This is a genomic window from Phreatobacter sp., assembly GCF_022843985.1.
Classification (GTDB): domain Bacteria; phylum Pseudomonadota; class Alphaproteobacteria; order Rhizobiales; family Phreatobacteraceae; genus Phreatobacter.
In genome coordinates this window covers 107,238-130,156 of record NZ_JALHMP010000002.1, presented here as the reverse complement: position 1 = coordinate 130,156, position 22,919 = coordinate 107,238, and the positions used below count along the sequence as shown (strand labels likewise).

The 22,919-nt window shown below is 67.3% G+C and carries 24 protein-coding genes; 18 read left to right on the top strand and 6 right to left on the bottom strand.

What is annotated here, in order from left to right:
• Positions 1 to 110 precede the first annotated feature (110 nt).
• Complete coding sequence (locus Q0C57_RS01865) at positions 111 to 2,036, top strand: hypothetical protein (protein WP_296571249.1); 1,926 nt, start codon at positions 111 to 113, stop codon at positions 2,034 to 2,036.
• A gap of 109 nt (positions 2,037 to 2,145) precedes the next feature.
• Here the strand turns inward: Q0C57_RS01865 and fba are convergent, their stop codons facing one another.
• The 5 genes from fba to tkt all read right to left on the bottom strand — a co-directional run bounded on the left by fba (position 2,146) and on the right by tkt (position 8,346).
• Positions 2,146 to 3,213, bottom strand: coding sequence for a class II fructose-bisphosphate aldolase (gene fba, locus Q0C57_RS01860; protein WP_296571245.1), 1,068 nt, complete (start codon positions 3,211 to 3,213; stop codon positions 2,146 to 2,148).
• Between the two features lie 88 nt (positions 3,214 to 3,301).
• Positions 3,302 to 3,937, bottom strand: coding sequence for an alpha/beta fold hydrolase (locus Q0C57_RS01855; protein WP_296571241.1), 636 nt, complete (start codon positions 3,935 to 3,937; stop codon positions 3,302 to 3,304).
• Between the two features lie 51 nt (positions 3,938 to 3,988).
• Positions 3,989 to 5,179, bottom strand: a complete 1,191-nt coding sequence (locus tag Q0C57_RS01850) for a phosphoglycerate kinase (RefSeq protein ID WP_296571239.1) — start codon at positions 5,177 to 5,179, stop codon at positions 3,989 to 3,991.
• A gap of 60 nt (positions 5,180 to 5,239) precedes the next feature.
• Positions 5,240 to 6,250 (bottom strand): type I glyceraldehyde-3-phosphate dehydrogenase, encoded by a 1,011-nt coding sequence (gene gap, locus Q0C57_RS01845; RefSeq protein WP_296571237.1) that lies wholly within the window; start codon positions 6,248 to 6,250, stop codon positions 5,240 to 5,242.
• 98 nt (positions 6,251 to 6,348) lie between these two features.
• Positions 6,349 to 8,346, bottom strand: coding sequence for a transketolase (gene tkt, locus Q0C57_RS01840; protein WP_296571232.1), 1,998 nt, complete (start codon positions 8,344 to 8,346; stop codon positions 6,349 to 6,351).
• Positions 8,347 to 8,674: 328 nt separating this feature from the next.
• Between tkt and Q0C57_RS01835 the strand changes: the two genes are divergently transcribed.
• The 4 genes from Q0C57_RS01835 (at position 8,675) to rpsA (ending at position 11,845) form a co-directional block, all read left to right on the top strand.
• The gene (locus Q0C57_RS01835) at positions 8,675 to 8,965 is read left to right on the top strand and encodes a DUF4164 domain-containing protein (protein WP_296571229.1); all 291 of its coding nucleotides are present in this window, start codon (positions 8,675 to 8,677) and stop codon (positions 8,963 to 8,965) included.
• 6 nt (positions 8,966 to 8,971) lie between these two features.
• On the top strand, positions 8,972 to 9,346 hold the full coding sequence (locus Q0C57_RS01830) for a cell division protein ZapA (protein WP_296571226.1): 375 nt from the start codon (positions 8,972 to 8,974) through the stop codon (positions 9,344 to 9,346).
• Positions 9,347 to 9,530: 184 nt separating this feature from the next.
• Entirely contained in the window at positions 9,531 to 9,773 is a 243-nt protein-coding gene (locus Q0C57_RS01825) for a hypothetical protein (RefSeq protein WP_296571224.1), read from the top strand.
• Positions 9,774 to 10,138: 365 nt separating this feature from the next.
• Positions 10,139 to 11,845: a 30S ribosomal protein S1 gene (gene rpsA / locus Q0C57_RS01820; RefSeq protein WP_296571222.1), complete on the top strand. Its 1,707-nt coding sequence runs from the start codon at positions 10,139 to 10,141 to the stop codon at positions 11,843 to 11,845.
• 103 nt (positions 11,846 to 11,948) lie between these two features.
• Here rpsA and Q0C57_RS01815 read toward each other — a convergent pair whose 3' ends face one another.
• Positions 11,949 to 12,413: a transglycosylase SLT domain-containing protein gene (locus tag Q0C57_RS01815; RefSeq protein ID WP_296571219.1), complete on the bottom strand. Its 465-nt coding sequence runs from the start codon at positions 12,411 to 12,413 to the stop codon at positions 11,949 to 11,951.
• Between the two features lie 346 nt (positions 12,414 to 12,759).
• On the opposite strand from Q0C57_RS01815, the gene Q0C57_RS01810 reads away from it, so the two are divergent.
• The 13 genes from Q0C57_RS01810 (at position 12,760) to accD (ending at position 22,889) form a co-directional block, all read left to right on the top strand.
• Positions 12,760 to 13,398, top strand: coding sequence for an MBL fold metallo-hydrolase (locus Q0C57_RS01810; RefSeq protein WP_296571217.1), 639 nt, complete (start codon positions 12,760 to 12,762; stop codon positions 13,396 to 13,398).
• Between the two features lie 174 nt (positions 13,399 to 13,572).
• Positions 13,573 to 14,643, top strand: coding sequence for a YbhN family protein (locus Q0C57_RS01805; protein WP_296571214.1), 1,071 nt, complete (start codon positions 13,573 to 13,575; stop codon positions 14,641 to 14,643).
• 62 nt (positions 14,644 to 14,705) lie between these two features.
• Positions 14,706 to 15,281 (top strand): NAD(P)H-dependent oxidoreductase, encoded by a 576-nt coding sequence (locus tag Q0C57_RS01800; RefSeq protein ID WP_296571211.1) that lies wholly within the window; start codon positions 14,706 to 14,708, stop codon positions 15,279 to 15,281.
• A complete protein-coding gene (pyrF, locus tag Q0C57_RS01795) occupies positions 15,281 to 16,015 on the top strand; it encodes an orotidine-5'-phosphate decarboxylase (RefSeq protein WP_296571209.1) in 735 nt (244 codons plus the stop codon). Before Q0C57_RS01800 ends, pyrF begins: the two co-directional genes overlap by 1 nt.
• A gap of 79 nt (positions 16,016 to 16,094) precedes the next feature.
• The gene (locus tag Q0C57_RS01790; protein WP_296571207.1) at positions 16,095 to 16,418 is read left to right on the top strand and encodes a hypothetical protein; all 324 of its coding nucleotides are present in this window, start codon (positions 16,095 to 16,097) and stop codon (positions 16,416 to 16,418) included.
• A gap of 137 nt (positions 16,419 to 16,555) precedes the next feature.
• Entirely contained in the window at positions 16,556 to 17,527 is a 972-nt protein-coding gene (gene sppA, locus Q0C57_RS01785; RefSeq protein WP_296571204.1) for a signal peptide peptidase SppA, read from the top strand.
• A 49-nt stretch (positions 17,528 to 17,576) separates the two neighbouring features.
• On the top strand, positions 17,577 to 17,861 hold the full coding sequence (locus Q0C57_RS01780; protein ID WP_106747557.1) for an integration host factor subunit beta: 285 nt from the start codon (positions 17,577 to 17,579) through the stop codon (positions 17,859 to 17,861).
• Between the two features lie 2 nt (positions 17,862 to 17,863).
• Positions 17,864 to 18,223, top strand: a complete 360-nt coding sequence (locus tag Q0C57_RS01775; RefSeq protein ID WP_296571193.1) for a LapA family protein — start codon at positions 17,864 to 17,866, stop codon at positions 18,221 to 18,223.
• Positions 18,224 to 18,230: 7 nt separating this feature from the next.
• A complete protein-coding gene (locus tag Q0C57_RS01770; protein WP_296571190.1) occupies positions 18,231 to 19,190 on the top strand; it encodes an ornithine cyclodeaminase family protein in 960 nt (319 codons plus the stop codon).
• Between the two features lie 12 nt (positions 19,191 to 19,202).
• Positions 19,203 to 19,868 carry a phosphoribosylanthranilate isomerase gene (locus Q0C57_RS01765; RefSeq protein ID WP_296571187.1) on the top strand — a complete coding sequence of 222 codons (666 nt, stop codon included), beginning with the start codon at positions 19,203 to 19,205 and terminating at the stop codon, positions 19,866 to 19,868.
• Positions 19,865 to 21,082, top strand: a complete 1,218-nt coding sequence (trpB, locus tag Q0C57_RS01760) for a tryptophan synthase subunit beta (RefSeq protein WP_296571185.1) — start codon at positions 19,865 to 19,867, stop codon at positions 21,080 to 21,082. The genes Q0C57_RS01765 and trpB overlap by 4 nt, the downstream gene beginning before the upstream one ends.
• Positions 21,079 to 21,915, top strand: coding sequence for a tryptophan synthase subunit alpha (gene trpA / locus Q0C57_RS01755; RefSeq protein ID WP_296571180.1), 837 nt, complete (start codon positions 21,079 to 21,081; stop codon positions 21,913 to 21,915). The genes trpB and trpA overlap by 4 nt, the downstream gene beginning before the upstream one ends.
• A gap of 62 nt (positions 21,916 to 21,977) precedes the next feature.
• Positions 21,978 to 22,889 carry an acetyl-CoA carboxylase, carboxyltransferase subunit beta gene (accD, locus tag Q0C57_RS01750; RefSeq protein ID WP_296571176.1) on the top strand — a complete coding sequence of 304 codons (912 nt, stop codon included), beginning with the start codon at positions 21,978 to 21,980 and terminating at the stop codon, positions 22,887 to 22,889.
• Positions 22,890 to 22,919: the final 30 nt, after the last annotated feature.

The window sequence follows — 22,919 nt, the reverse complement described above, 5'->3', positions numbered from 1 at the left end:
AAATATCGAGGCGCCAGCCTTGCTTCCATGCGGCCATCGCGTCAGGAAATCAACCGACGCGGCGGGACGCCCGCCCGCCTATCCTTTGCCGCCGCCACATCAGGATCACCATGATGCGCTCTTCCTCGCCCCTCCGGCTTTCGGCCATCTTCCTGCTCGCGATGGGATCGACCGCCCTCGCGGGCCCGGCCGACGACCTGTCGCGTGCGGCGCTCGCGGCGTTTCCGTCGTTGCAGATGGGCGGCGGTGCCGTGGGCGAGGCGCGCGACGAGGGCGGCAACGCAGTGCTCGCCAATGTCACGTTCTCCTCGACTGGCGCGACGCCGGTCGGTGTCCGGATCGGCCGCGCCACGATCACCGGCGCGGCGGGTGCCGACGGCGCCCTCGCCAATGCCCGGGTCCTGATCGAGGATGTCGAGGGCACCGGCGCCGACGGCCAGGGCTACAGGCTGGCGCGGGTGGAACTGCAGGGCACCCAGGGATCACTCGCCGCCGTCATGGGCAGCCTCGCGACGCTCTCGCCGCTGCTGCAGCCGGTCAACGAGGCGACGGCCACCGGCTATTCGGCGCAGGCCATCGGGGCGCGCGGGCTGGTCGTCTCCCAGACGCCCCAGGGCCGCCCGCAGACGGCACGCTACGGCGACATCACCATCAACGGCTACCAGCGCGGCCGCATCAGCGAAATGGTCGTCAGCGGCACGCAGATCACTCCGTCTGACGGCCAGCCGGGCCCCGGCGCCACCGCCGGCCGCATCCGGCTGACGGGCCTCGATTCCGTCGCCTCGGTTCGCGCATCCGGTCCGGTCGGCACCTGGCTGGAGAGCGGAACGGTCGAGCAGATCACCATCGCCTCGCCCCGGCCCGGAGCACCCGCTTTCACCATCACCGGCATCAGCATGGGGAAGGTCTCCATCCGCCCCGGCGACCAGTCCATCGCCGCGCTGACCCAGAGCATGCAGGCTCTCGGTCCCGCCCAGGACGAGGCATCGCGTCGCCGCCAGGCGGGCCTGCTGGTGGAATTCATGGAACGCTTCGACATGGAGCGGTTCGAGGTCGCCGGCATGGCCGGAGAAACACCGGAAGGCCTGCCGTTCCGGCTGGGACGCTTCAGCCTGTCTGGCCTCGCCCAGGGCAAGCTCGCGGCGTTGACCGTTTCCGGGGTCGCCGTGTCCGCCCGGGACGGCAATGACACGACGATCGGCCGGTTCTCGGTCGAAGGCATCGATGCTTCGGGCCTTCTCGCCCTCGGCAAAGACTTTTCCGGCAGCCGGTTCAACCCGGGCCAGAGCGTGCCACCGGCGGCCTATCCCCACGTCGCCCGCATCCTCTTCGAGGACATCGACGTCAAGCAGCGCGCCAACGGCCAGCAACTTGCCAAGGTCGGCCGTTTCGAGATCGAGGGTGGCCCGCGCGTCGGCATGATGCCCTCGCGCCTGCGAGCGAAGCTGGCCGGCTTCGTCGCCCCGCTCACCAATGCGCGGCAGCGCGCACAGTTCGCCCCGCTCGGCCTGACCGAGAGCATCAGCCTGGGGGCGGAACTGGAGATCGAATATGTCGAGGCCGCGAAGGAATTGCGCATGCGCACCTTCAACGTCGAGGTCGACGATGTCGGATCGCTGGACCTGGTGATGACAGTGGGCGGCCTCGATCGCGCCCAGATCGAGGCGCTGCCCGGCAGCGCCGCCGTTCTGGGCCTGTCGGCGAAGGCCGGAGGGATCACGCTCACCTATACCGAAGACGGCGGCGTCGCCAGTTTCATCAGCCATCTCGCCGCCCAGACCGGCATGAGCGAGGACGACCTGAAGGAGCAGATCAAGGGCCAGGCCGGGGCGCTGGTCGGCCAGTTCATCCAGGACCGTACCGTCGCGGAGCAGATCGTCGAGGCCTTCGGCGAGTTCCTCGACGATCCGACCTCGCTGGCGGTGACACTGACGCCGAAGGGCGACATCCCCCTGGCTGCCCTTGCCGTGGCGCTGCGCGGCTCGCCCTTCGCCGCCATGCCCATGTTCAACATCACCGTGAAGGCGAACGAATAGGGGCATCCCTGCGAGAGGCGCCTCAGCCGGACATGCCGGAACCGCAGGGGACCCAACGACAACGGGGAGGCTCGCGCCTCCCCGCTCCGCATCCAGGCAATGGTGGCGCTCAGGCGACCTTCGGGTTGAGCTCACCCTTGGCGTAGCGCTTCGCCATGTCGGCGAGAGTGGCGACGCGCTTGATCTTCGAGGCTTGGCCGGCGGTGTTGAACTCCTGCAGGCGCTGCTTGCACAGGGCCGTCATCGCCTCCATGGCCGGCTTCAGATACTTGCGCGGGTCGAACTCGCCGGGATTCTCCGACAGGACCTTGCGGATCTGGCCGGTCATGGCCATGCGGTTGTCGGTGTCGATATTGATCTTGCGCACGCCGTGCTTGATGCCGCGCTGGATCTCCTCCACCGGAACGCCCCAGGTCGGCTTCATCTGGCCGCCATACCTGTTGATGATGTCCTGCAGTTCCTGCGGCACCGACGAGGAGCCGTGCATGACGAGGTGGGTGTTCGGCAGCTTCTGGTGGATCTCCTCGATGACGTTCATCGCGAGGACCTTGCCGTCGGGCTTGCGCGTGAACTTGTAGGCGCCGTGAGAGGTGCCCATGGCGATGGCGAGGGCGTCGACCTTCGTCTCCTGGACGAATTTCACGGCCTCGTCCGGATTGGTGAGCAACTGGTCGTGGGAGAGCTTGCCCTCGGCGCCATGGCCGTCCTCGGCCTCGCCCATGCCGCTTTCGAGCGAACCGAGCACGCCGAGTTCGCCCTCCACCGAGATCCCGCCGAGATGGGCCATCTCGGTGACCTTCTTCGTCACGGCGACATTGTAGTCCCAGTCACCGGGGGTCTTGCCATCGGCCTTCAGCGAGCCGTCCATCATGACGGAGGTGAAACCGGCCTGGATCGCGGTCATGCAGGTGGCCGGCTCGTTGCCGTGGTCGAGATGCACACAGACCGGGATATGCGGATAGATCTCGGTGACGGCGTCCATCATGTGCTTCAGCATGATGTCATTGGCGTAGGAGCGCGCGCCGCGGGACGCCTGGATGATGACCGGTGCATCGACCGAATCGGCCGCCACCATGATCGCCAGCGCCTGCTCCATGTTGTTGATGTTGAAGGCGGGCACGCCATAGTCATTCTCGGCGGCATGGTCGAGAAGCTGGCGGAGAGTGATGCGGGCCATGAGCGGTTTCCATCCTGACGTTCTTGAACGAAGGCCAGCGACCCTCTAGCGCAAGGAAGCGGCCAAAAAAAGCCGTCCCTTCACATGTTCAGCGCCCCGCTCCAAAAGGTCGCGGCAGGGGCAGTGGCGCGGTGCGCGGTGGGGTGGCGCGCGGTTCCACCGTCTCGCGCCGGGCGGCGGCCTCGGCAGCGGCCCGTTCAGCGATGAGCGCATTGGCGCGCTCCAGCACCAGCTGCTGCACGACAGGGCTGGTCGCCAGCATGGCGTGGTTCACCAGGAAGGCGCCGGCCTGCCAGGCGTCGATGTTCTCGGCCCCCTCGACCTTCGGAAAACCGGGGCTGTAATAGTTGATGCAGCGCGGCACCGGACAGGGGGGCGAGCCGAAGGCGGCGTCGATGGTGATCACCAGAGGCGCGGGTCTGCCGGCCTCGACCAGTTCGCGCGCCCGCCGGAGTGCCGTGGTCCCGCCCATGGAATGGCCAATGATCAGCACCGGCTCGCGCTGGGCGGAGCGGGTCATCAGGTGGGTATCGACGACGGCGCTGTAGCCCATCCGCTCCAGCATGGGGGCGAGGGCGGAGACACCGACGTAGCTCTGGTGGACATAGATGAAGAGGCCGTCGAGCAACAGGGCCGACGCGCGGGTGTCATCGGTGCGCGCCGGGCCGAGCATGGCCAGCAGGGCCATGACCACCATCAGGGCGCGGCACCGGGGCTTTGTCATCGATCGTGTCTCTCGCAAGCCCCCTGCCCGCATCCCACGACGATCCTGCCATCAGGTCCTCAGCACATCGACACCTGGCAGGGGCTTGCCCTCCAGCCATTCAAGGAAGGCGCCGCCGGCGGTCGAGACATAGGTGAAGCGCTCCGCTGCGCCCGCCTGGTTGAGGGCCGCGACCGTGTCGCCCCCCCCCGCGACCGAAACGAGATGGCCGGCCTGGGTCAGTTCGGCGGCCGCCTCGGCGACGGAAACAGTGCCGTTGTCGAAGGGCTCCAGCTCGAAGGCACCGAAGGGGCCGTTCCAGACCAGGGTCTTGGCGCGGCCGAGGACGGAGACGACGTGCTCGACCGATTTCGGCCCGATGTCGAGGATCATCTCGTCGGTCGCGACGTCGTCGATGCCGCAGACGCGGTGCGGCGCATGGGCCTTGAAGTCCTTGGCGCAGACGACATCGACGGGCAGGACGATGCGGCAGCCGTTCTGCGCCGCCTCGGCGACGATGGCGCGGGCGGTGTCGACGAGGTCGTGCTCGCACAGCGACTTGCCGACAGGCTTGCCTTCGGCGGCGAGGAAGGTGTTGGCCATGCCGCCGCCGATGACGAGGAAGTCCACCTTCTTCGACAGGTTGCCGAGGAGGTCGAGCTTGGTGGAGACCTTGGCGCCGCCGACGACGGCGACCACGGGACGTTCGGGCTTCTCCAGCGCCCGGGTCAGGGCGTCGAGTTCGGCCTGCATGGTCCGGCCGGCATAGGCCGGCAGGACATGGCCGAGGCCCTCGGTCGAGGCATGGGCACGGTGGGCGGCGGAGAAGGCGTCGGCGACGAAGATGTCGCCATTGGCGGCCAGCGCCTTGACGAAATCGGGCTCGTTCTTCTCCTCGCCCTTGTGAAAGCGGGTGTTCTCCAGCACCAGGATCTCGCCCGGCTTGATGGCGTCGACGGCCCTGGCCGCGACGTCGCCGATGCAGTCGGCGGCGAAGGCGACGGGGCGCTTCAGGACATCGGCGAGGGCCGGGACAACGGCCTTGAGAGACTGGGAGGGATCGACGCCCTTCGGACGGCCGAAATGGGCGAGGATGATGACCTTTCCGCCGCAGTCGGCGATGTCGGTCAGCGTCGGCACGATGCGCTCAAGACGCGTCAGGTCCGAGACCTTGCCATCCTCCATGGGTACGTTGAGGTCGACGCGGACGAGAACGCGCTTTCCGGCAAGATCGGCATCATCGAGGGTGCGGAAGCTGGACATGGAGTCACTCGGAAAGGAATGAGGGCCGCCCGCCGGTGGCGGACGGCCCGATGGTTGGGCTCAGATCAGCTTCGCCATGGCGACGGCGGTGTCGCTCATGCGGTTCGAGAAGCCCCACTCGTTGTCGTACCAGGACAGCACGCGGACGAACTTCTCATCCATGACCTTGGTCTGGTCGAGGGCGAAGATCGACGAATGCGGGTCGTGGTTCATGTCGATGGAGACGTTGGGCTGGTCGGTGTAGCCGAGGATGCCCTTCAGCGGGCCGCGCTTCGCCGCCTTCAGGATGGCCTCGTTGACCTTCTCGACGGTGGTCTTGCGCTTGGCGAGGAACTTGAAGTCCACCACCGAGACGTTCGGCGTCGGCACGCGGATCGAGGTGCCGTCGAGGCGGCCCTTGAGCTCGGGGATGACGAGGCCGATGGCCTTGGCCGCGCCCGTCGAGGTCGGGATCATCGACAGCGCCGCGGCACGGGCGCGGTAGAGGTCCTTGTGCATCGTGTCGAGCGTCGGCTGGTCGCCGGTATAGGCATGGATCGTCGTCATGAAGCCCTTGTCGATTCCGCAGGCCTTGTGCAGCACGGCGACGACGGGGGCGAGGCAGTTGGTGGTGCAGGAGGCGTTGGAGACGACGAGATGGTCCTTTGTCAGGGCCTCGTGGTTGACGCCGTAGACGACGGTGAGGTCGGCGCCGTCGCAGGGGGCGGAGACGAGCACGCGCTTGGCGCCGGCCTTGAGATGGGCGGCGGCCTTGTCGCGGGTGGTGAAGATGCCGGTGCATTCCATCGCCACGTCAACGTTCAGCGACTTGTGCGGCAGCTCGGCCGGATCCTTGATCGCCGTCACCTTGATGCGCTTGCCGGCGACGATGAGGGTGTCACCATCCACCGAGACCTCGGCCGGAAAGCGGCCGTGGACCGAATCGAAGCGCAGCAGGTGGGCGTTCGTCTCCACGGGGCCGAGGTCGTTGATGCCGACCACCTCGATGTCCTTGCGCTTGCCCTCGACGATGGCGCGCAGGACGTTGCGGCCGATCCGGCCGAAACCGTTGATGAAGACGCGGGTGGTCATGGAATTCCTCTCCTTCATGCGGCCCGCCTCATCCCGAGCGAACCGTTCAGCGGGCGGCGCCGCGATCTGGCGCCCAATCACGTCAATCCCAAGGCAGATCAGCCGATCCGCGCCAGAACCGCGTCGGTGGCGGCCTCCGGCGTGATGCCGAAATGCTTGTAGAGTTCCTTGTAGGGCGCCGAGGCCCCGAAGCCGGTCATGCCGATGAAGAGACCATCATGGCCAATCACGGCATCCCAGCCCATGCGCACGCCCGCCTCGATGGCGACCTTGACCGGCGCATCGCCGATCACCGCCTGGCGGATATCGGCTGGCTGTTCGAGGAACAGGTCGAGCGAGGGAACCGAGACGACCCGGGCGATGATGCCCTTGTCGGCCAGTGCCTTCCTCGCAGCGACGGCGACCTCGACCTCTGAGCCCGTGGCGAAGAGGGTCACCCGCGCCTTGCCGCCCTCGGCCTTGACCAGTTCATAGGCGCCGGCGGCGGAGCGGTTGACCTTCGCGTCGGTGCGCAGCTGCGGCAGGTTCTGGCGGGTGAGCGCCAGGGTCGTCGGACCATCGATCCGGCTCAGCGCCAGTTCCCAGCACTCGGCCACCTCGACGGCGTCGCAGGGGCGGAAGACCCGCATGTTGGGCATGGCGCGCAGCGCGGCCACATGCTCGACCGGCTGGTGGGTGGGGCCGTCCTCGCCGAGACCGATGGAATCATGCGTCATGACATAGACGACGCCGGTGCCCATGAGCGCCGAGAGGCGCATGGCCGGACGGCAATAGTCGGTGAAGACGAGGAAGGTCGCCCCGTTCGGCGCGAAGCCGCCATGCAGGGCGATGCCGTTCATGGCGGCGGCCATGCCGTGCTCGCGGATGCCGTAATGAATATAGCGGCCCTTGGGGTTCTTCGCCGAGAAGGCGACGGCCGACTTGGCCTTGGTATTGTTGGAGCCGGTCAGGTCGGCCGAGCCCGCAAGGAATTCCGGCATGGCCGGCACGATCGCCTCGATGGCCAGTTCCGAGGATTTGCGCGTGGCGATGTGCTGGGGGGCGGCGAGAAGCGCTTTCTTGTGGGCGGCGAGCGCCTTGGCGAGCCGGGCCGGCCGCTCGTGGGCGAGGCGGCGGTTGAACTCGGCCTGCTTTCTCGGCGGCAGCGTGCCGAACAGCGATTCCCAAGTCTTGCGGGCGCTGGCGCCGCGGGCGCCGATCTTGCGCCAGGCTTCCAGAACGTCCGGGGCGATGGCGAAGGGCTCCGGCGCAATGCCGAGCTTCTCCTTGGCGCCCTTCAGCTCCTCGGCCCCGAGCGGCTCGCCATGGGCCTTGGAGGTGCCCGCCTTCTTCGGCGCGCCATAGCCGATCACCGTCTTGCAGGCGATGAGCGAGGGCTTGCCGGACTTGCGGGCGCGCTCGATGGCGGCGCCGATCGCCTCGGGGTCATGGCCATCGACGCGCTCGGCACGCCAGCCGGCGGCCTGGAAGCGCTTCAGCTGGTCGACCGAATCGGCGATCGACAGCGGGCCGTCGATGGAGATGTCATTGTCGTCGAAGAGCACGATGAGCTTGTTCAGCTTCCAGTGGCCCGCCATTGCAATGGCTTCCTGGCTGACGCCCTCCATCAGGTCGCCGTCGGAGGCGATGACATAGGTGTAGTGGTCGACGGCCTTCTTGCCGAATTCGGCGGCGAGCATCTTCTCCGCCAGGGCCATGCCGACGGCGGTGGCGATTCCCTGGCCGAGCGGGCCGGTGGTGGTCTCGACCCCCTTGGTGATGAAATTCTCCGGATGGCCGGGGGTCTTGGAACCGAGTTGGCGGAAATTCTTGATCTCGTCGAGCGTCATCTCCGGCGCGCCGGTCAGATAGAGCAGCGCGTAGACGAGCATGGAGCCGTGGCCGGCGGAGAGCACGAAGCGGTCGCGATCGGGCCAGGCCGGCTGGGCGGCATCAAACTTGAGGAATCGCGAGAACAGCACCGTGGCGATATCGGCAGTGCCCATCGGCATGCCGGGATGACCCGACTTGGCTTTTTCCACCGCATCCATCGCGAGTGTGCGGATCGCATTGGCCAGTTTGTCGTGCTGGGCCCGCGGCAGGATCTCGGTGGACATCGGAGCGGCTCCTTGCAGCGCCGCCTCGGCGGAAAACGGCGCGCATTCCCTGGAAAAACACCCGGAGAGCATCCACCGGGCTGTCGGGCCGGTGTCCTACCAGTGACGGCCCCCGAGTCAATGGCTCCATCGACAGGACCGGCCTGCCAGGGGCCGAAACTGCATTCCGACGAGCCAGCGGCAGCCCCGACGGGGCTAAGCCATGGCCGGGTGCGACAATCGCGACAGCGGCGTTGACGCTGTTCGACCGCCTCGCGTAGGTTCCGTGCCGTTCCACCTGCGGCATGTGCCGCGACGGGCGGACCCTCTCACACTGGCAGGATCGAGCTTGGGATCCACGACAGGCCCATCGCGCCTTGAAACGGCGGCCTCCCGCTTGAAGACGGCGCTGGGGGCGCTGGAGACGGCCGTCGCGCGCAAGCTGGAGAACGACCGCCAGCAGGTCGTTCTCCACAAGCAGATGGAGGCGCTCCAGGCAGACCGGTCCCGACTCGCGGAGGACCTCGACCGCTCCGCCGACCGTGTCGCCGGCCTCGAATCCGTCAACCGCGAAGTCGCCCGCCGTCTCGATCTGACCATGGACACCATCCGCGGCGTCCTCGCCCGCTACGAGAGTTGACCCGCGATGGCGCACGTCTCCGTCACGATCAACGGCCGGTCTTTCCGCATGGCCTGCGACGACGGGCAGGAAGACCATCTCCTGCGCCTGGCGGCGGAGGTGAACGGCAAGGTCGACCAGCTGAAAGGCGCCTTCGGCGAGATCGGCGACACCCGGCTCACCGTCATGGCGGCGATCATGGTGGCCGACGAACTGGCCGACACGCGCCGGCGCCTGAAGGCGGCAGAGACCGAACTCAACGCCTTGCGCGAGGCCCGCGCGGTCAGCGTCGAGCGCGCCGACCAGCGCGAGGTACATCTCGCCCATACGCTGGATGACGCAGCCGCCGCGATCGAGCGGCTGACGGCCCAGCTCACCGGACTGTCGAAGCCGGTCTCCTGACGCCGAGGCCGGATGAAACGGCGGATGCAAGGCGACGCCGCGGCTCTTCGACATGTTGCGTGGACTCGTCTCGGTGTCTAAACCCATCACCAGTTCTCTTCACCATCTGTCCGACGCCATGAACCGTCCACCGCCCTCCGACCAGCCGGTGCCTGCGCCTCTGGACCCCGACCTGGGACTGGACATGGTCGCCGCGCCTCCCGAGCAGCGCCGGGTCCGGTGGGGCGACGTCATCGCCATTCCCGAACCGGGAACCGGGGCGGAGCCCCGGATCGAGGCACGGGTGCGGATGTATCCAGACAAGTCGCGCTTCTTCGTGTCCTATCCCTCGGGCAAGGAAGAGGTCCTGTCGGCGGCCCAATTCGTCGCGCTGGTTCTCGAACTGAAACGCTCGCATCGCTTCACCTTCGACCGCAAACGGGGCTGAGCCCGCGTGGCGCTTGTCGTGCGGGGGCATTTCCTGTATTGCCGCGCCATTCGGCAGATCGAATTCCGGTCGGACCTGCCGGCAGCGCATGGTGGATGACCTCCACCCGGGACTGGGCCGAGCGCCCGCGCCCGCCTCGCGTCCTCGCCGTGGCCCCCGACGGGCTGCCGCCTCAGGACGGGGTTCGCCGCCGGTTCCGTCGCGATCCGCCCGACATATCCATGCCGCCTTCCGCCTGGGTTGCGCCCGCGAGCCGTCATCGGCCGCGTCCGGATGCGATTCAAGCCCCTCATCCGGCCCATGTGGAGCCGGCGGCCTTCTGCAACCCCGGCGCATCAACGGGCTGACCTAAGGACGATCAACGTATGGCAAGCGCCAACAGCATGAACCCCTCCCGCGACGATTTCGCCGCGCTCCTGACCGAGAGCTTCGGTACGACCGAGATGAACGAAGGTTCCGTCGTGAAGGGAACCGTGGTCGGGATCGAGAAGGATCTCGCCATCATCGACGTCGGTCTGAAGACCGAGGGCCGCGTGGCCCTGAAGGAATTCAGCGGCCCCGGCCGTGAAGGCGACATCAAGATCGGCGATATCGTCGAGGTCTATCTCGAGCGTATCGAGAATGCGCTCGGCGAGGCCGTCATCTCGCGCGACAAGGCGCGCCGCGAGGAAAGCTGGGTCAAGCTCGAGAAGGCATTCAACGCCAACGAGAAGGTCACCGGCACGATCTTCAACACCGTCAAGGGCGGCTACACGGTCGATCTCGATGGCGCCGTGGCCTTCCTGCCGCGCAGCCAGGTGGACATCCGCCCGATCCGCGACGTCGGCCCGCTGATGAACTCGCCGCAGCCGTTCCAGATCCTGAAGATGGACCGTCGCCGTGGCAACATCGTCGTGTCGCGTCGGACCGTCCTCGAAGAGACGCGCGCCGAGCAGCGTCACGAGCTGGTGCAGAACCTCGAAGAGGGTCAGGTCATCGACGGCGTGGTGAAGAACATCACCGATTACGGCGCCTTCGTCGACCTCGGCGGCATCGACGGCCTGCTGCATGTCACCGACATCGCCTGGCGCCGCGTCAACCACCCGTCAGAGGTGCTGACGATCGGCCAGACCGTGAAGGTCAAGATCGTCAAGATCAACCACGAGACGCACCGCATCTCGCTGGGCATGAAGCAGCTCCTGGACGACCCGTGGCAGGGCATCGAGGCCAAATACCCGATCAATGCCAAGTTCAAGGGCCGCGTCACCAACATCACCGACTACGGCGCCTTCGTGGAGCTGGAGCCGGGCATCGAAGGCCTGATCCACGTCTCGGAAATGAGCTGGACCAAGAAGAACGTCCATCCGGGCAAGATCGTCTCGACCTCGCAGGAAGTCGAAGTGTCGGTGCTCGAGGTCGACAGCTCCAAGCGGCGCATCTCGCTCGGCCTCAAGCAGACCCTGCAGAACCCGTGGGAAGCCTTCATCGAGAAGTACCCGATCGGCACCGTCGTCGAGGGCGAGGTCAAGAACAAGACCGAGTTTGGCCTGTTCCTGGGCCTCGAGGGCGATGTGGACGGCATGGTCCACCTGTCCGACCTCGACTGGAACCGTCCGGGCGAGCAGGTCATCGAGGAGTTCAAGAAGGGCGACATCATCCGCGCCCAGGTCCTCGACGTCGACGTGGAGAAGGAGCGCATCTCGCTCGGCCTCAAGCAGGTCGGCGGCGATCCCTTCGCTGATGCCGGCGAGATCCGCAAGGGTCAGATCGTGACCTGCGAAGTGGTCGAGGTGAAGGAAGGCGGCATCGACGTGAAGCTCGTCGGCACCGACCTCACCGCCTTCGTGAAGCGCAACGAACTGGCCCGCGACCGTGCCGACCAGCGTCCCGAGCGCTTCGCCGCCGGCGAGAAGCTCGACGCCCGCGTCACCATGTTCGACCGCAAGGCCCGCAAGGTCCAGGTGTCGATCAAGGCGCTGGAAGTGGCCGAGGAGAAGGAAGCCATGGCCCAGTTCGGCTCGGCCGACTCGGGCGCTTCGCTCGGCGACATCCTCGGCGCCGCCCTCAAGGCGCGCACCGGCGACAAGAAGTGAGGACGGCCGCTGGCGGGATGACCCGCCGGCCCTGCCTCCCGACGACAGACGGCCGCCCTCCCGGGGCGGCCGTTTTCATGTGGGAGGTCCGGTGGCGCGAGGCTCAGAGGCTCGCCATCAGCCGCGTGACGCGGTGGGAATAGGCGGTGCGCGTGCAGGCCGCGCCAAGGCCGCGGTTGTGCAGCGCCGCGGCACCCGCCGCCGAGCCGCAGCGCTGATAGGCCACCGCCAGATGCCGCATGCCCCATTCGAGGCCCGCGCCGCAGGAGTTCAACGCCGAAACCGGGCCTCTATAGCCGAGGCCGCGTGCCGTCGCCGGCTTGATCTGCAGGGGGCCGAGCTCGCCGGCCCGGCCGCGGGCCTGGCAGCGCATGTTGCTCTCGATCCGGGCGACCGCGAGGGCGAGACCGGACGGAACGCCGTGGCGGACGGCGACCTCGGTGATGCGGCTGCGGATGGAGCTCATTTCCGCAGGCCCCTCGCCCGATGCCGGTGACGGGGCCGCAGCCCGGCCGGCGGCATAGAGCGTCGCCCAGGTGGCATTGGCGCCGTCGGCGTCCTGGGCCATGGCGGAGGCCGTCATGATCAGCGATGTCGCGCCAGCAATGGCTGCTCGACCAATGGATAAACGATGCGCTTTCGCGCTTGAATGGATCATGATTTTTAATGTCCTGAGTAAGATCAGCCGTCCTGATGCAACAGGTCGCGACTATCGGAAACTCATCCCGCACTGTCTTCGCTGTTCTATGACAACGAAACATTCAGGCCTCTGGGATGAGCCTGGGCATATCGTTTATAGACATGACTGTGCTGCATCGCAATAAACTTGTGTTTCAGTTTCTGTCAGACCCCTTCGAACGGGTTGCAGCCCCGCCCTGCCGCGGCTAATCGGTGGGCCTGGACAGGAGAGCCTCATGGCGACGTTGAAGGTTGCGATCGTTCCGGTCACGCCGTTCGAGCAGAACTGCTCGATCGTCTGGGACGCCGATACGATGAAGGCGGCCATCGTCGATCCCGGCGGCGACCTGCCGCGGATCCAGGGCGCCATTGCCGATCTCAAGGTCAGCCCGGAGAAGATCCTGCTGACCCACGGCCATATCGACCATGCCGGCGGGGCGGCCGAACTGGCGGAACTCCTGTCGATCCCGATCGAGGGTCCGCACCGGGACGACGCGCCGCTGCTGGCCAACCTGACGGCCCAGGCAGCACGTTTCGGCCTGCCCGACGTGCGCCCGGTCACGCCAACGCGATGGCTGAAAGAGGGAGACACCGTCACCGTCGGTGGGGTAACTTTCGCCGTCCTGCACGTGCCGGGCCATGCGCCCGGTCATGTCGTCTTCGTCCATGCGCCTTCCGAGTTCGCGCTGGTCGGAGACACGGTGTTCCAGGGCTCTGTCGGGCGGACCGACCTTCCCGGCGGCGACCACGACCTGCTGATCCGCGGCATCAAGGAGAAGATCCTGCCGCTCGGCGACGGGTTCACCGTGCTGCCCGGCCATGGCCCGGCCACGACGCTGGAGCGCGAGCGCAAGACCAATCCCTTCCTGCAATAGAATGGCCTTTTCATGGCACATCGCCCTGGCAAGACCTACATGCAGCTGGTCATTCTGCACGGGTCGTAAGGATTTCTTCCGAAGTCCGGCGCCATATGCCCGGCTCATGACCTCATGGAAGTGCCTGGATCTGCGCGCGGCGAACTGTGCGCTGGAACGCGTGGCGGTACGCTCTTGATCAAGACAATCATGGATTTCCTGCGCGACCGGATCGGCTTGAAGAAGATCGTCCTCGCCGTTGCCATCGCCATGCTGGCCACGGCGGGCTATGTGCTCTTCACCAAGCTGCGGGTCATCGAATGGACGAAGGTGTGGGAGGCGATCGGGCAGATCGGGCCCTCGACCCTGCTGCTGGCCGGCTTCTTCGCCGCCGCCGCCTACACGACGCTGACCGTTTATGACTATTTCGCCACCCGGACGATCGGTCGCGACGACATCCCCTATCCCGCCTGCGCCATCGGGTCCTTCACCAGCTATTCGATCGCTCACAATCTCGGCGCCACCGTCTTTACGGCCGCGGTGGTGCGCTACCTCGTCTACGCCCGCTACAAGGTCACCGGTCCGCAGGTGGTGAAGATATGCTTCATCGCCGGCCTGACCTTCTGGCTCGGCAATGCCACGGTGCTCGGCCTCGGTTTCGTGCTGGAGCCCTGGGTGGTGACACCGGTCGTCGCACCGTTCGGCATCGGCGGCGATACCGTCCGGATCGTTGGCGTCGTCATCCTCCTCGTCCTGCTCGGCTGGCTCTTCTTCGTCTCCGTCCCGCGCCAGTTCGGCGCCGGCGCGTGGGTGGTCAAGCTGCCCAGCGCAAAGCTCACCGGCCTGCAGATGGTCATCGGTATCGTCGACCTCGCCTGCACGGCGATGATCCTCCATGTCCTGCTGAGCGCCATGCCGCATGCGCCGCCAGTGCCCTTTGTCGCGGTTGCCGTGATCTTCTGCACGGCCATGCTGCTCGGTTTCGCCACCCATGCGCCGGGTGCGGCAGGCGCCTTCGAGGCGACGCTGCTGGTGGCGCTGCCACCGCTCGGCTTCACCGCCGAGGCCGTCGTCGCGGCCTTCATCCTGTTCCGGCTCTATTATTTCATCGTCCCCTTCATCCTGGCACTGCTGATCATCGCCATCCGGGAGGTGGCGAGTGGCCATACCTCGCTCGACAACCTCAAGGACAGCATGGCCGTGATCCGCCAGGCCGAAGCGAGCCAGGAGGCGGCGAAGGCGGCCAAGCCTGGGCGGGCGGGATAGTCGTTTACGCGCCCCGCAGCGGCGGCTAGAAGCCGGAGCGGGCAGCCCGCGGGAGCCTCGCCATGGTTCGTATCCTCGTCTTCTCGGGCTCGGTCCGGTCCGGGTCGTTCAACACGCGCCTGGCCGCCGCGGCGGCGGCCGAACTCGCCCGTCTCGATGCCGATGTGTCGCTGATCTCGCTCGCCGACTATGCCCTGCCGCTCTATGACGGCGACCTGGAGGCTGAGGCAGGCATTCCCGAGGCCGCGCTCAAGCTGAAGCGCCAGTTCTGTGCCCACCGGGGCATTTTCATCGCCGGCCCGGAATACAATGCCGGCATGACGCCGCTGCTCAAGAACGCCGTCGACTGGGTCAGCCGGGTGAGGGAGGCGGGGGAAAAGCCGCTCGCCGCCTATCAGGGCCGCGTCTTCGCCCTCGGCTCGGCCTCACCAGGCGGCTATGGCGGTTTCCGCGCCCAGATGGCGACGCGCCAGGTGCTGGAGATCGGCTGCGGGGCGCTCGTCATCCCCGAGAGCTGTGCCGTCGCATCGGCCCACCAGGCCTTTGACGCGGACGGCAACCTGACGGACGCACGCAACCGCGGGTTCCTTGCAGCCTGCTGCGCATCGCTCGTCGACAAAGCCCGGAGCCTGACCTGATGTCGTCTTTCCCTCTCCCCGATCCCCGCGAGAAGCTCTTCGTCGCGCTTGACCTGCCGAGCCTGGGCGAGGCCGAGCGGCTCGTCTCGCTGCTGGGCGACACGGTGACGCATTACAAGATCGGCTACAGGCTCGGCTATTCGGACGGCATCGGCTTCGGCCGCGAACTGGCCGCCGCCGGCAAGACCATCTTCTTCGATCTCAAGCTGCATGACATCGACAACACGGTCCGCGAGGGGGTCGAGGCCATCGCGCGCACGGGCGCGCATTACCTCACAGTCCACGCCTATCCGCAGACGATGCGCGCGGCCGTGCAGGGGCGCGCGGGGTCGGGCCTGAAGATCCTCGCCGTGACCATCCTGACATCGTGGAATGACCTCGACTGCGCCGAGGCGGGCTATGCCGGGACGGTGGCCACCCTGGTGCCGGCGAAGGCGCAGCAGGCTGCGGCGATCGGCATCGACGGGATCGTCTGTTCAGCCCAGGAAACCGCCCTTTTGAGAGCCATCGGAATCCCGCCCAGCGTCGAACTGGTCACCCCCGGAATTCGGCCCGCCGGGGTCGATGGCGGCGACCAGAAGCGGGTTGTCACGCCGGATGCCGCGATCGCCGGCGGCGCCGACCGTCTCGTGGTCGGGCGTCCCATCACGGCGGCCGCCGACCCGGTCGCGGCGGCACGCGAAATCGTGAAGGCCATCGATGGGGCACAGCGAACATTGCATGGTAAGGTTTGACGCCTCATATGAAGAGGCAGCGCGCATTCAACCGAGCCTCCCACCCCTCCGCGCGGGAGCCAGATGAAAGGCGATGTCCATGAACCGACCTGACGAGAAGCGTCGTTTCGGACCCGTTGCCAGCCTGATCATCGCGCTCGCAGGCGTTACCGGAGGCCTCGTCCTGGCGGCCTACAGCTTCATTCAGCTGCGCACCGCCTGGCTGGACGGTTACTTCGCCCTCGGCACCCGCACGCGGCCGGCCATCGACCTCGATTACGACAGCGAGCCGCTGAGCTTTATCCTGGCCATGGCGGCGCTCTATCCGACGGCCATCGTCTGCGGGTTCGGAATCGCGATCGTCAGCGGCATCGCCTTGTACCGTCAGCGCCGGGGTGCCCGCTCGCGCCAGCGTTCGCGGTGATTCCGCACCCGGCCGCAGGCGGGCCTCCCTTCATCGGCGACATCGCGTCCGCCCATGGGCGCTTGCACTCCGGCTTGGGCGAGGCTACCTGAGCCGCGATGTTCTGATCGACCTGTGGCCACCGGGAGCCGCGCGACATGCCGCTTGAGACCGATGCCGTGCTCGACCGCCGTCTGCTCCGCCGCAAGGTCACATTTTGGCGGGCACTCAGCGTCCTCGCCGTCATCGTGGGTGTCACCGTCGCCGGGATCGCCAGCGCCCAACGCTTCGGCTGGGTTGCACCGCTCGAACATGTGGCCCGCGTCGAAGTCCGCGGCGTCATCGCCCAGAATGCCAATCTCGTCCGCACCATCGAGGCGCTTGGCCGCAACCGGAACGTCCGGGCGGTGATCGTGACGATCGATTCGCCGGGCGGCACAGTGGCCGGGTCAGAGGCCCTCTACACGGCGATCCGATCGGTCGCCGCCGTCAAGCCGACGGTCGCGGTGGTTGAGGGAACGGCGGCTTCCGGTGGCTATATCGCGGCCATCGGCGCCGACCATATCGTAACGCGCGAAACCTCGATCGCCGGCTCCATCGGGGTCGTGGCCCAGTTTCCGAACGTCGTGAGACTGCTCGATACGCTCGGCGTGCGGGTCGAAGCCATCCGGTCATCGCCGCTGAAGGCCATGCCGAGCGGCGTCGAGCCGACCAGCCCCGAGGCCATTGCCGCCCTGCGCGAGATCATCACCGACAGCTATGACTGGTTCCAGCGCATCGTGAAAGAACGCCGGGGCCTGACAGACGACCAGCTTCGCCTCGTCGCCGACGGCCGGGTCTTCGTCGGCCGCAGGGCGCGCGATCTGCGGCTGATCGACCAGATCGGCGGCGAAAGGGAAGCACGGGCCTGGCTGGCGACCCGCGGTGTCCCGACATCGGTCCGCGTCCAGCTGCACCGGCCCGCGGCGGCCACCGACCTGTCCTGGTTGCGCTCGGTATCGGGCAGCCTGGCCGAAGCCGTCGGTCTCACCGAATGGGCCGACCGAATCCGCAGCTCGGCACTGGCCGTGCAGATCGAGCGCTCCTCGCTTGACGGCCTGCTGGCGCTCTGGCAGCCTCCAACCCCATGACAGATTTCGCGAAATTCAATCGGGAGCGGCCCTCGGGGCTGCGGGCACCATGATCAAATCCGAACTTGTGCAGAAGATCGCCGAGCAGAACCCCCAGCTGTACCAGCGCGACGTCGAAAACATCGTCAATGCCATCCTCGACGAGATCGTCGGGGCCCTCGCCCGTGGTGACCGGGTCGAATTGCGCGGTTTTGGGGCCTTTTCCGTCAAGGCGCGCAGCGCCCGCGTCGGCAGGAACCCGCGCACCGGCGAGCATGTCGAGGTCGAGGACAAGGTCGTGCCGTTCTTCAAGACCGGCAAGGAAATGCGCGAGCGTCTGAACAAGGGCGCCTGATCATGCTGCGCCGTATCGTCAACTGGCTGCTGCTCGCGCCGATAGCGATCCTGGCGGTGGTCCTCGCCGTCGCCAACCGGGAACCGGTGACGCTGTCGCTCGATCCCTTCGCCCGCGGAGCCGCGGCGTTTTCCTTTTCCGTGCCGCTTTTCGCCGTTGTCATCCTGTCGATGATCCTCGGCGTGGCGATCGGTGGCGCGACGGTCTGGTGGAAACAGGGACGCTACCGCAAGCGCTGTCGCACCGCCGAGCACGATCTCGCGGCGGCCCGCAACGAGATCGACCGGCTGCGCGCCGATCTCGGCCGCGCCGAGGCGGCCCCCGGCAACGCCCTCGCGCTGATGAACCGTCCGGCGGCCTGATCCCCCGATGCGTATTGTTTCCGCCGCCGAGATTGCCGCAGCCCTTTCCTATCCGGCGCTGGTCGACGCCCTGGCCGATGCGTTCCGCTCCGACATCACCGTGCCTCTGCGCCACCATCATCCGATCCGCCAGGCCGAGGGCGTGCCGGAGGCCATGCTGCTGCTGATGCCCGCCTGGACTCCGCCGGGTGCCGGCGCCTTCGTCGGCACCAAGCTGGTTTCGGTCTATCCCGGCAACGGCGCGCGCGGCTTGCCGTCAATCTATGGCAGCTACGTGCTCTGCAACGGCGAAACCGGCGCCCCACTGGCCATCCTCGACGGCACCATGCTCACCGTCTGGCGCACCGCCTGCGCCAGCGCGCTGGCCTCGCGCTATCTCTCCCGCAAGGATGCCTCGCACATGGTGATGGTGGGAGCCGGAGCCCTCGCCCCCCATCTCATCCGGGCCCATGCCGCCATCCGGCCCATCCGCCATGTCACGCTGTGGAACCGCTCGCGCGAGAAGGCCACGGCGCTGGCGGAAGGGCTCGGCCGCACCGTGCCCGGGGTCGGCATTGCCGTCGCCAGCGACCTGCAGGCGGCGGTGGAGGCGGCCGATATCGTCACTTGCGCCACCATCTCCTCCAATCCGATCGTTTCGGGGGACTGGCTGAAGCCCGGGGCTCATCTCGATCTCGTCGGTGGCTACACCCCTGCCATGCGCGAGACTGACGATGCTGCCGTCCGGCGCGCAAGTCTCTTCGTCGATACGCGCACCGGCGGGCTGAAGGAGGCCGGCGATATCGTCGACCCCATCAAGCGGGGCGTCATTTCCACAAGCGACGTCAAGGCCGACCTGTTCGACCTCGCGCGCGGCGTTCATCCCGGCCGGACATCGGCAGAGGAGATCACCCTATTCAAGTCAGTGGGCACGGCGCTCGAAGATCTGGCCGCCGCCATGCTGGTGTGGCGCTCGCTGCCCGTCTAAGAACAGCGGGCCATGTCCCTTCTCGTCAAGATCTGCGGCATTACGACGCCGACCGCCATCGACGCCGCCGTCACGGCCGGCGCCGACATGATCGGCCTTGTCTTTTTCGCCAGGAGCCCGCGCCATGTGTCGCTGGAGACAGCGCGGGCGCTGTCCGCCCATGCCGCCGGGCGCGCGCGTATCGTCGCACTGACGGTCGATGCCGACGACGACTTTCTCGCGACCCTCGCCGCCACCCTGAAGCCGGACATCGTCCAGCTCCACGGCGAAGAGAGCCCGGCGCGGGTCGCCGCCATCCGATCGGCCCTGACGATCCCCGTGATGAAGGCCGTCGGGGTGGCCGAGGCGGCGGACCTCGCGGCCATCGATGCCTATGCGCAGGTCAGCGACCTGCTGCTGGTTGACGCCAAGCCGCCCCGGACAGCACAGGCCCTGCCGGGCGGCAACGGGCTGACATTCGACTGGCGGCTGGTGGCCGGCCTTGACCCCGGCCGCCCTGTCATGCTTTCCGGTGGCCTGCATCCCGGCAATGTGGCGGAGGCCATCAGGCTGACCCGATTGGCCGGTGTCGACGTATCTTCAGGCGTGGAAAGCACGCCGGGTCACAAGGACCCGGACAGGATCAGGGCCTTCGTGGCCGCCGCCCGCGCTGCGCAGGGCGAAGGAGAACGGGTATGAACGCTCCGCTGAAGCCCAATTCGTTCCGGTCGGGACCGGACGAGAACGGCCGGTTCGGCATCTATGGCGGCCGCTTCGTCGCCGAAACGCTGATGCCGAACATCCTGGAGCTGGAAGCGGCCTATCGCGAGGCGCGGAAGGACCCGGCCTATCTGGCGGAGATGGAGGGCCACCGGACCCACTTCATCGGCCGCCCGAGCCCGCTCTACTTCGCCGAGCGCCTGACCAACCATTTCGGCGGCGCCAAGATCTACCTGAAGCGCGAGGAGCTGAACCATACCGGCTCGCACAAGGTGAACAATGTCCTCGGCCAGATCCTGCTCGCCCGCCGCATGGGCAAGAAGCGGATCATCGCCGAGACGGGCGCCGGCCAGCACGGGGTCGCGACCGCAACGCTCTGCGCCCGGTTCGGCCTCGAATGCATCGTCTACATGGGTGCCGTCGACGTTGCCCGTCAGGCACCCAACGTGTTCCGCATGAAGATGCTGGGCGCGACCGTCGTGCCCGTCCAGTCGGGGGCCAAGACCCTCAAGGACGCCATGAACGAGGCGCTGCGGGACTGGGTCACCAATGTCGATACCACGTTCTATTGCATCGGCACCGTCGCCGGCCCGCACCCCTACCCCGCCATGGTGCGCGACTTCCAGTCGGTCATCGGCGAGGAGACGCGCGAGCAGATGCTGGAGCGCGAGGGGCGCCTGCCCGACAGCCTGATCGCCTGCGTCGGCGGCGGTTCCAATGCCATCGGCCTGTTCCACCCCTTCCTCGACGAGCCGTCGGTGGAGATCTACGGCGTGGAGGCGGCCGGCCACGGCCTCGACAACCTGCATGCCGCGTCCATCTCCGGCGGCAAGCCGGGCGTCCTCCATGGCAATCGTACCTATCTGCTGATGGATGCCGACGGCCAGATCCAGGAGGGCCATTCGATCTCCGCCGGCCTCGATTACCCGGGCATCGGCCCCGAACATTCCTGGCTCAACGATATCGGCCGGGTGACCTATCTGTCGGCAACGGACGACGAGGCCCTCGAGGCCTTCCAGTTGATGTCGAAGGTCGAGGGCATCATCCCGGCGCTGGAATGCGCCCATGCCCTGGCCAAGGTCGGCGAACTGGCGCCGACCAAGCCGAAGGACCACATCATGGTCATGAATCTCTCCGGCCGCGGCGACAAGGACGTGCCCCAGGTCGCCGAACTCCTGGGGACCCAGCTGTGATCACCCGCCTCGACGCCCGCTTCGCCGATCTCGCCGCCAGGGGCCGCGCCGGTCTCGTCACCTATGTCATGGCCGGCGATCCCGACCGCGAGACGGCGCGCGCCATCCTCAAGGGCCTGCCGGCGGCCGGCGCCGACGTCATCGAGTTCGGCATGCCCTTCACCGATCCGATGGCCGACGGGCCGTCGATCCAGGCGGCCGGCCTCAGGGCGCTCGCGGGGGGACAGACGCTGAGGAAGACCCTGGAGGACATCGCCTGGTTCCGCCAGAGCGACGCGGCGACGCCGATCGTCCTGATGGGCTACTACAACCCGATCTACATCTATGGCGTCGACGCCTTCCTTGCCGATGCCAAGGCGGCCGGCGTCGACGGGCTCATCGTCGTCGACCTGCCGCCGGAAGAAGATTCGGAGCTTTGCCTGCCGGCGCTGAAAGCCGGCCTCAACTTTATCCGCCTGGCGACGCCGACCACCGACGACAAGCGCCTGCCGACCGTGCTCGGCAACACCTCGGGCTTCGTCTACTACGTTTCGATCACCGGCATCACCGGCGCCGCGACGCCGGACTTCGGCAAGACCGCCGAGGCGGTGGCGCGGATCAAGCGGCATACGGACCTGCCGGTCGCCGTCGGCTTCGGCGTGAAGAATGCCGAACATGCCGGCGCGGTCGCGCGCGGCGCCGATGCTGTCGTGGTCGGCTCAGCCCTGATCGAGGTGCTCAAGGGCTCGCTCGACGCGGAAGGCCGGGCGACGGCCGGATCGGTCGCCGCCGTCACCGGGCTCGTCAGTTCCATCGCATCCGGCGTCCGCGAGGCGCGCAAGGCTGCCGAATAAGCGCCGTCTTTCGGCGCCATAGGCTCGGTCCGGAATCCTCATTTTTCGTCAGGACGACAGTCATGAACTGGATCACCGACGTTCTGCCCCCGAAGATCCGCTCGTTTCTGAAGCGGGACACGCCGGAGAACCTGTGGATCAAATGCCCGGAGACCGGGCAGATGGTGTTCCACAAGGATCTCGAGAGCAATCTCTTCGTCATCCCCGGCTCGGGCGTGCACATGCGCATGGGCTCGACCGCCAGGCTGCGGTCGGTCTTCGACAACGGCACCTGGTTCGACGTCCAGTTGCCCGAAGCCCCCCTCGATCCCCTGAAATTCCGCGACGAGAAGCGCTATGTCGACCGGCTGAAGGATGCGCGTGCCAAGACCGGCATGGCCGATGCGATCAAGGTCGGCTACGGAAAACTCGAAGGCCTCGCTGTCACGGTCTGCGTGCAGGACATGGACTTCATGGCCGGCTCGCTCGGCACCGCGGCCGGGGAAGCCATCGTCAAGGGCATGATGACCGCGGTCGAGAAGAAGACGCCCTTCATCATCTTCACCGCCTCCGGCGGCGCCCGCATGCAGGAGGGCATCCTGTCGCTGATGCAGATGCCGCGCACCACCGTGGCAGTCCAGGCGCTGCGCGATGCCCGACTGCCCTATATCGTGGTCCTGACCAACCCGACGACCGGCGGTGTCACCGCGAGCTATGCGATGCTCGGCGACGTCCACATCGCCGAACCGGGCGCACTGATCGGCTTCGCCGGGCCGCGGGTGATCGAGCAGACCATCCGCGAGAAGCTGCCGGAAGGCTTCCAGCGGGCGGAATATCTGAAGGATCATGGCATGGTGGACCTCGTCGTGCACCGCCACGACCTCAGGGCGACGCTGGCGCGCCTCTGCCGGGTTCTCACCAAGGCGCCGGCGCCGAGCGAAGGCACGCCGTCCCCGGAACCGGCGGCGCAACCGCCCGCTGTCGCGGCAACCTGACGCGGTCGGCACCGGCTCGCGATCTGCTTT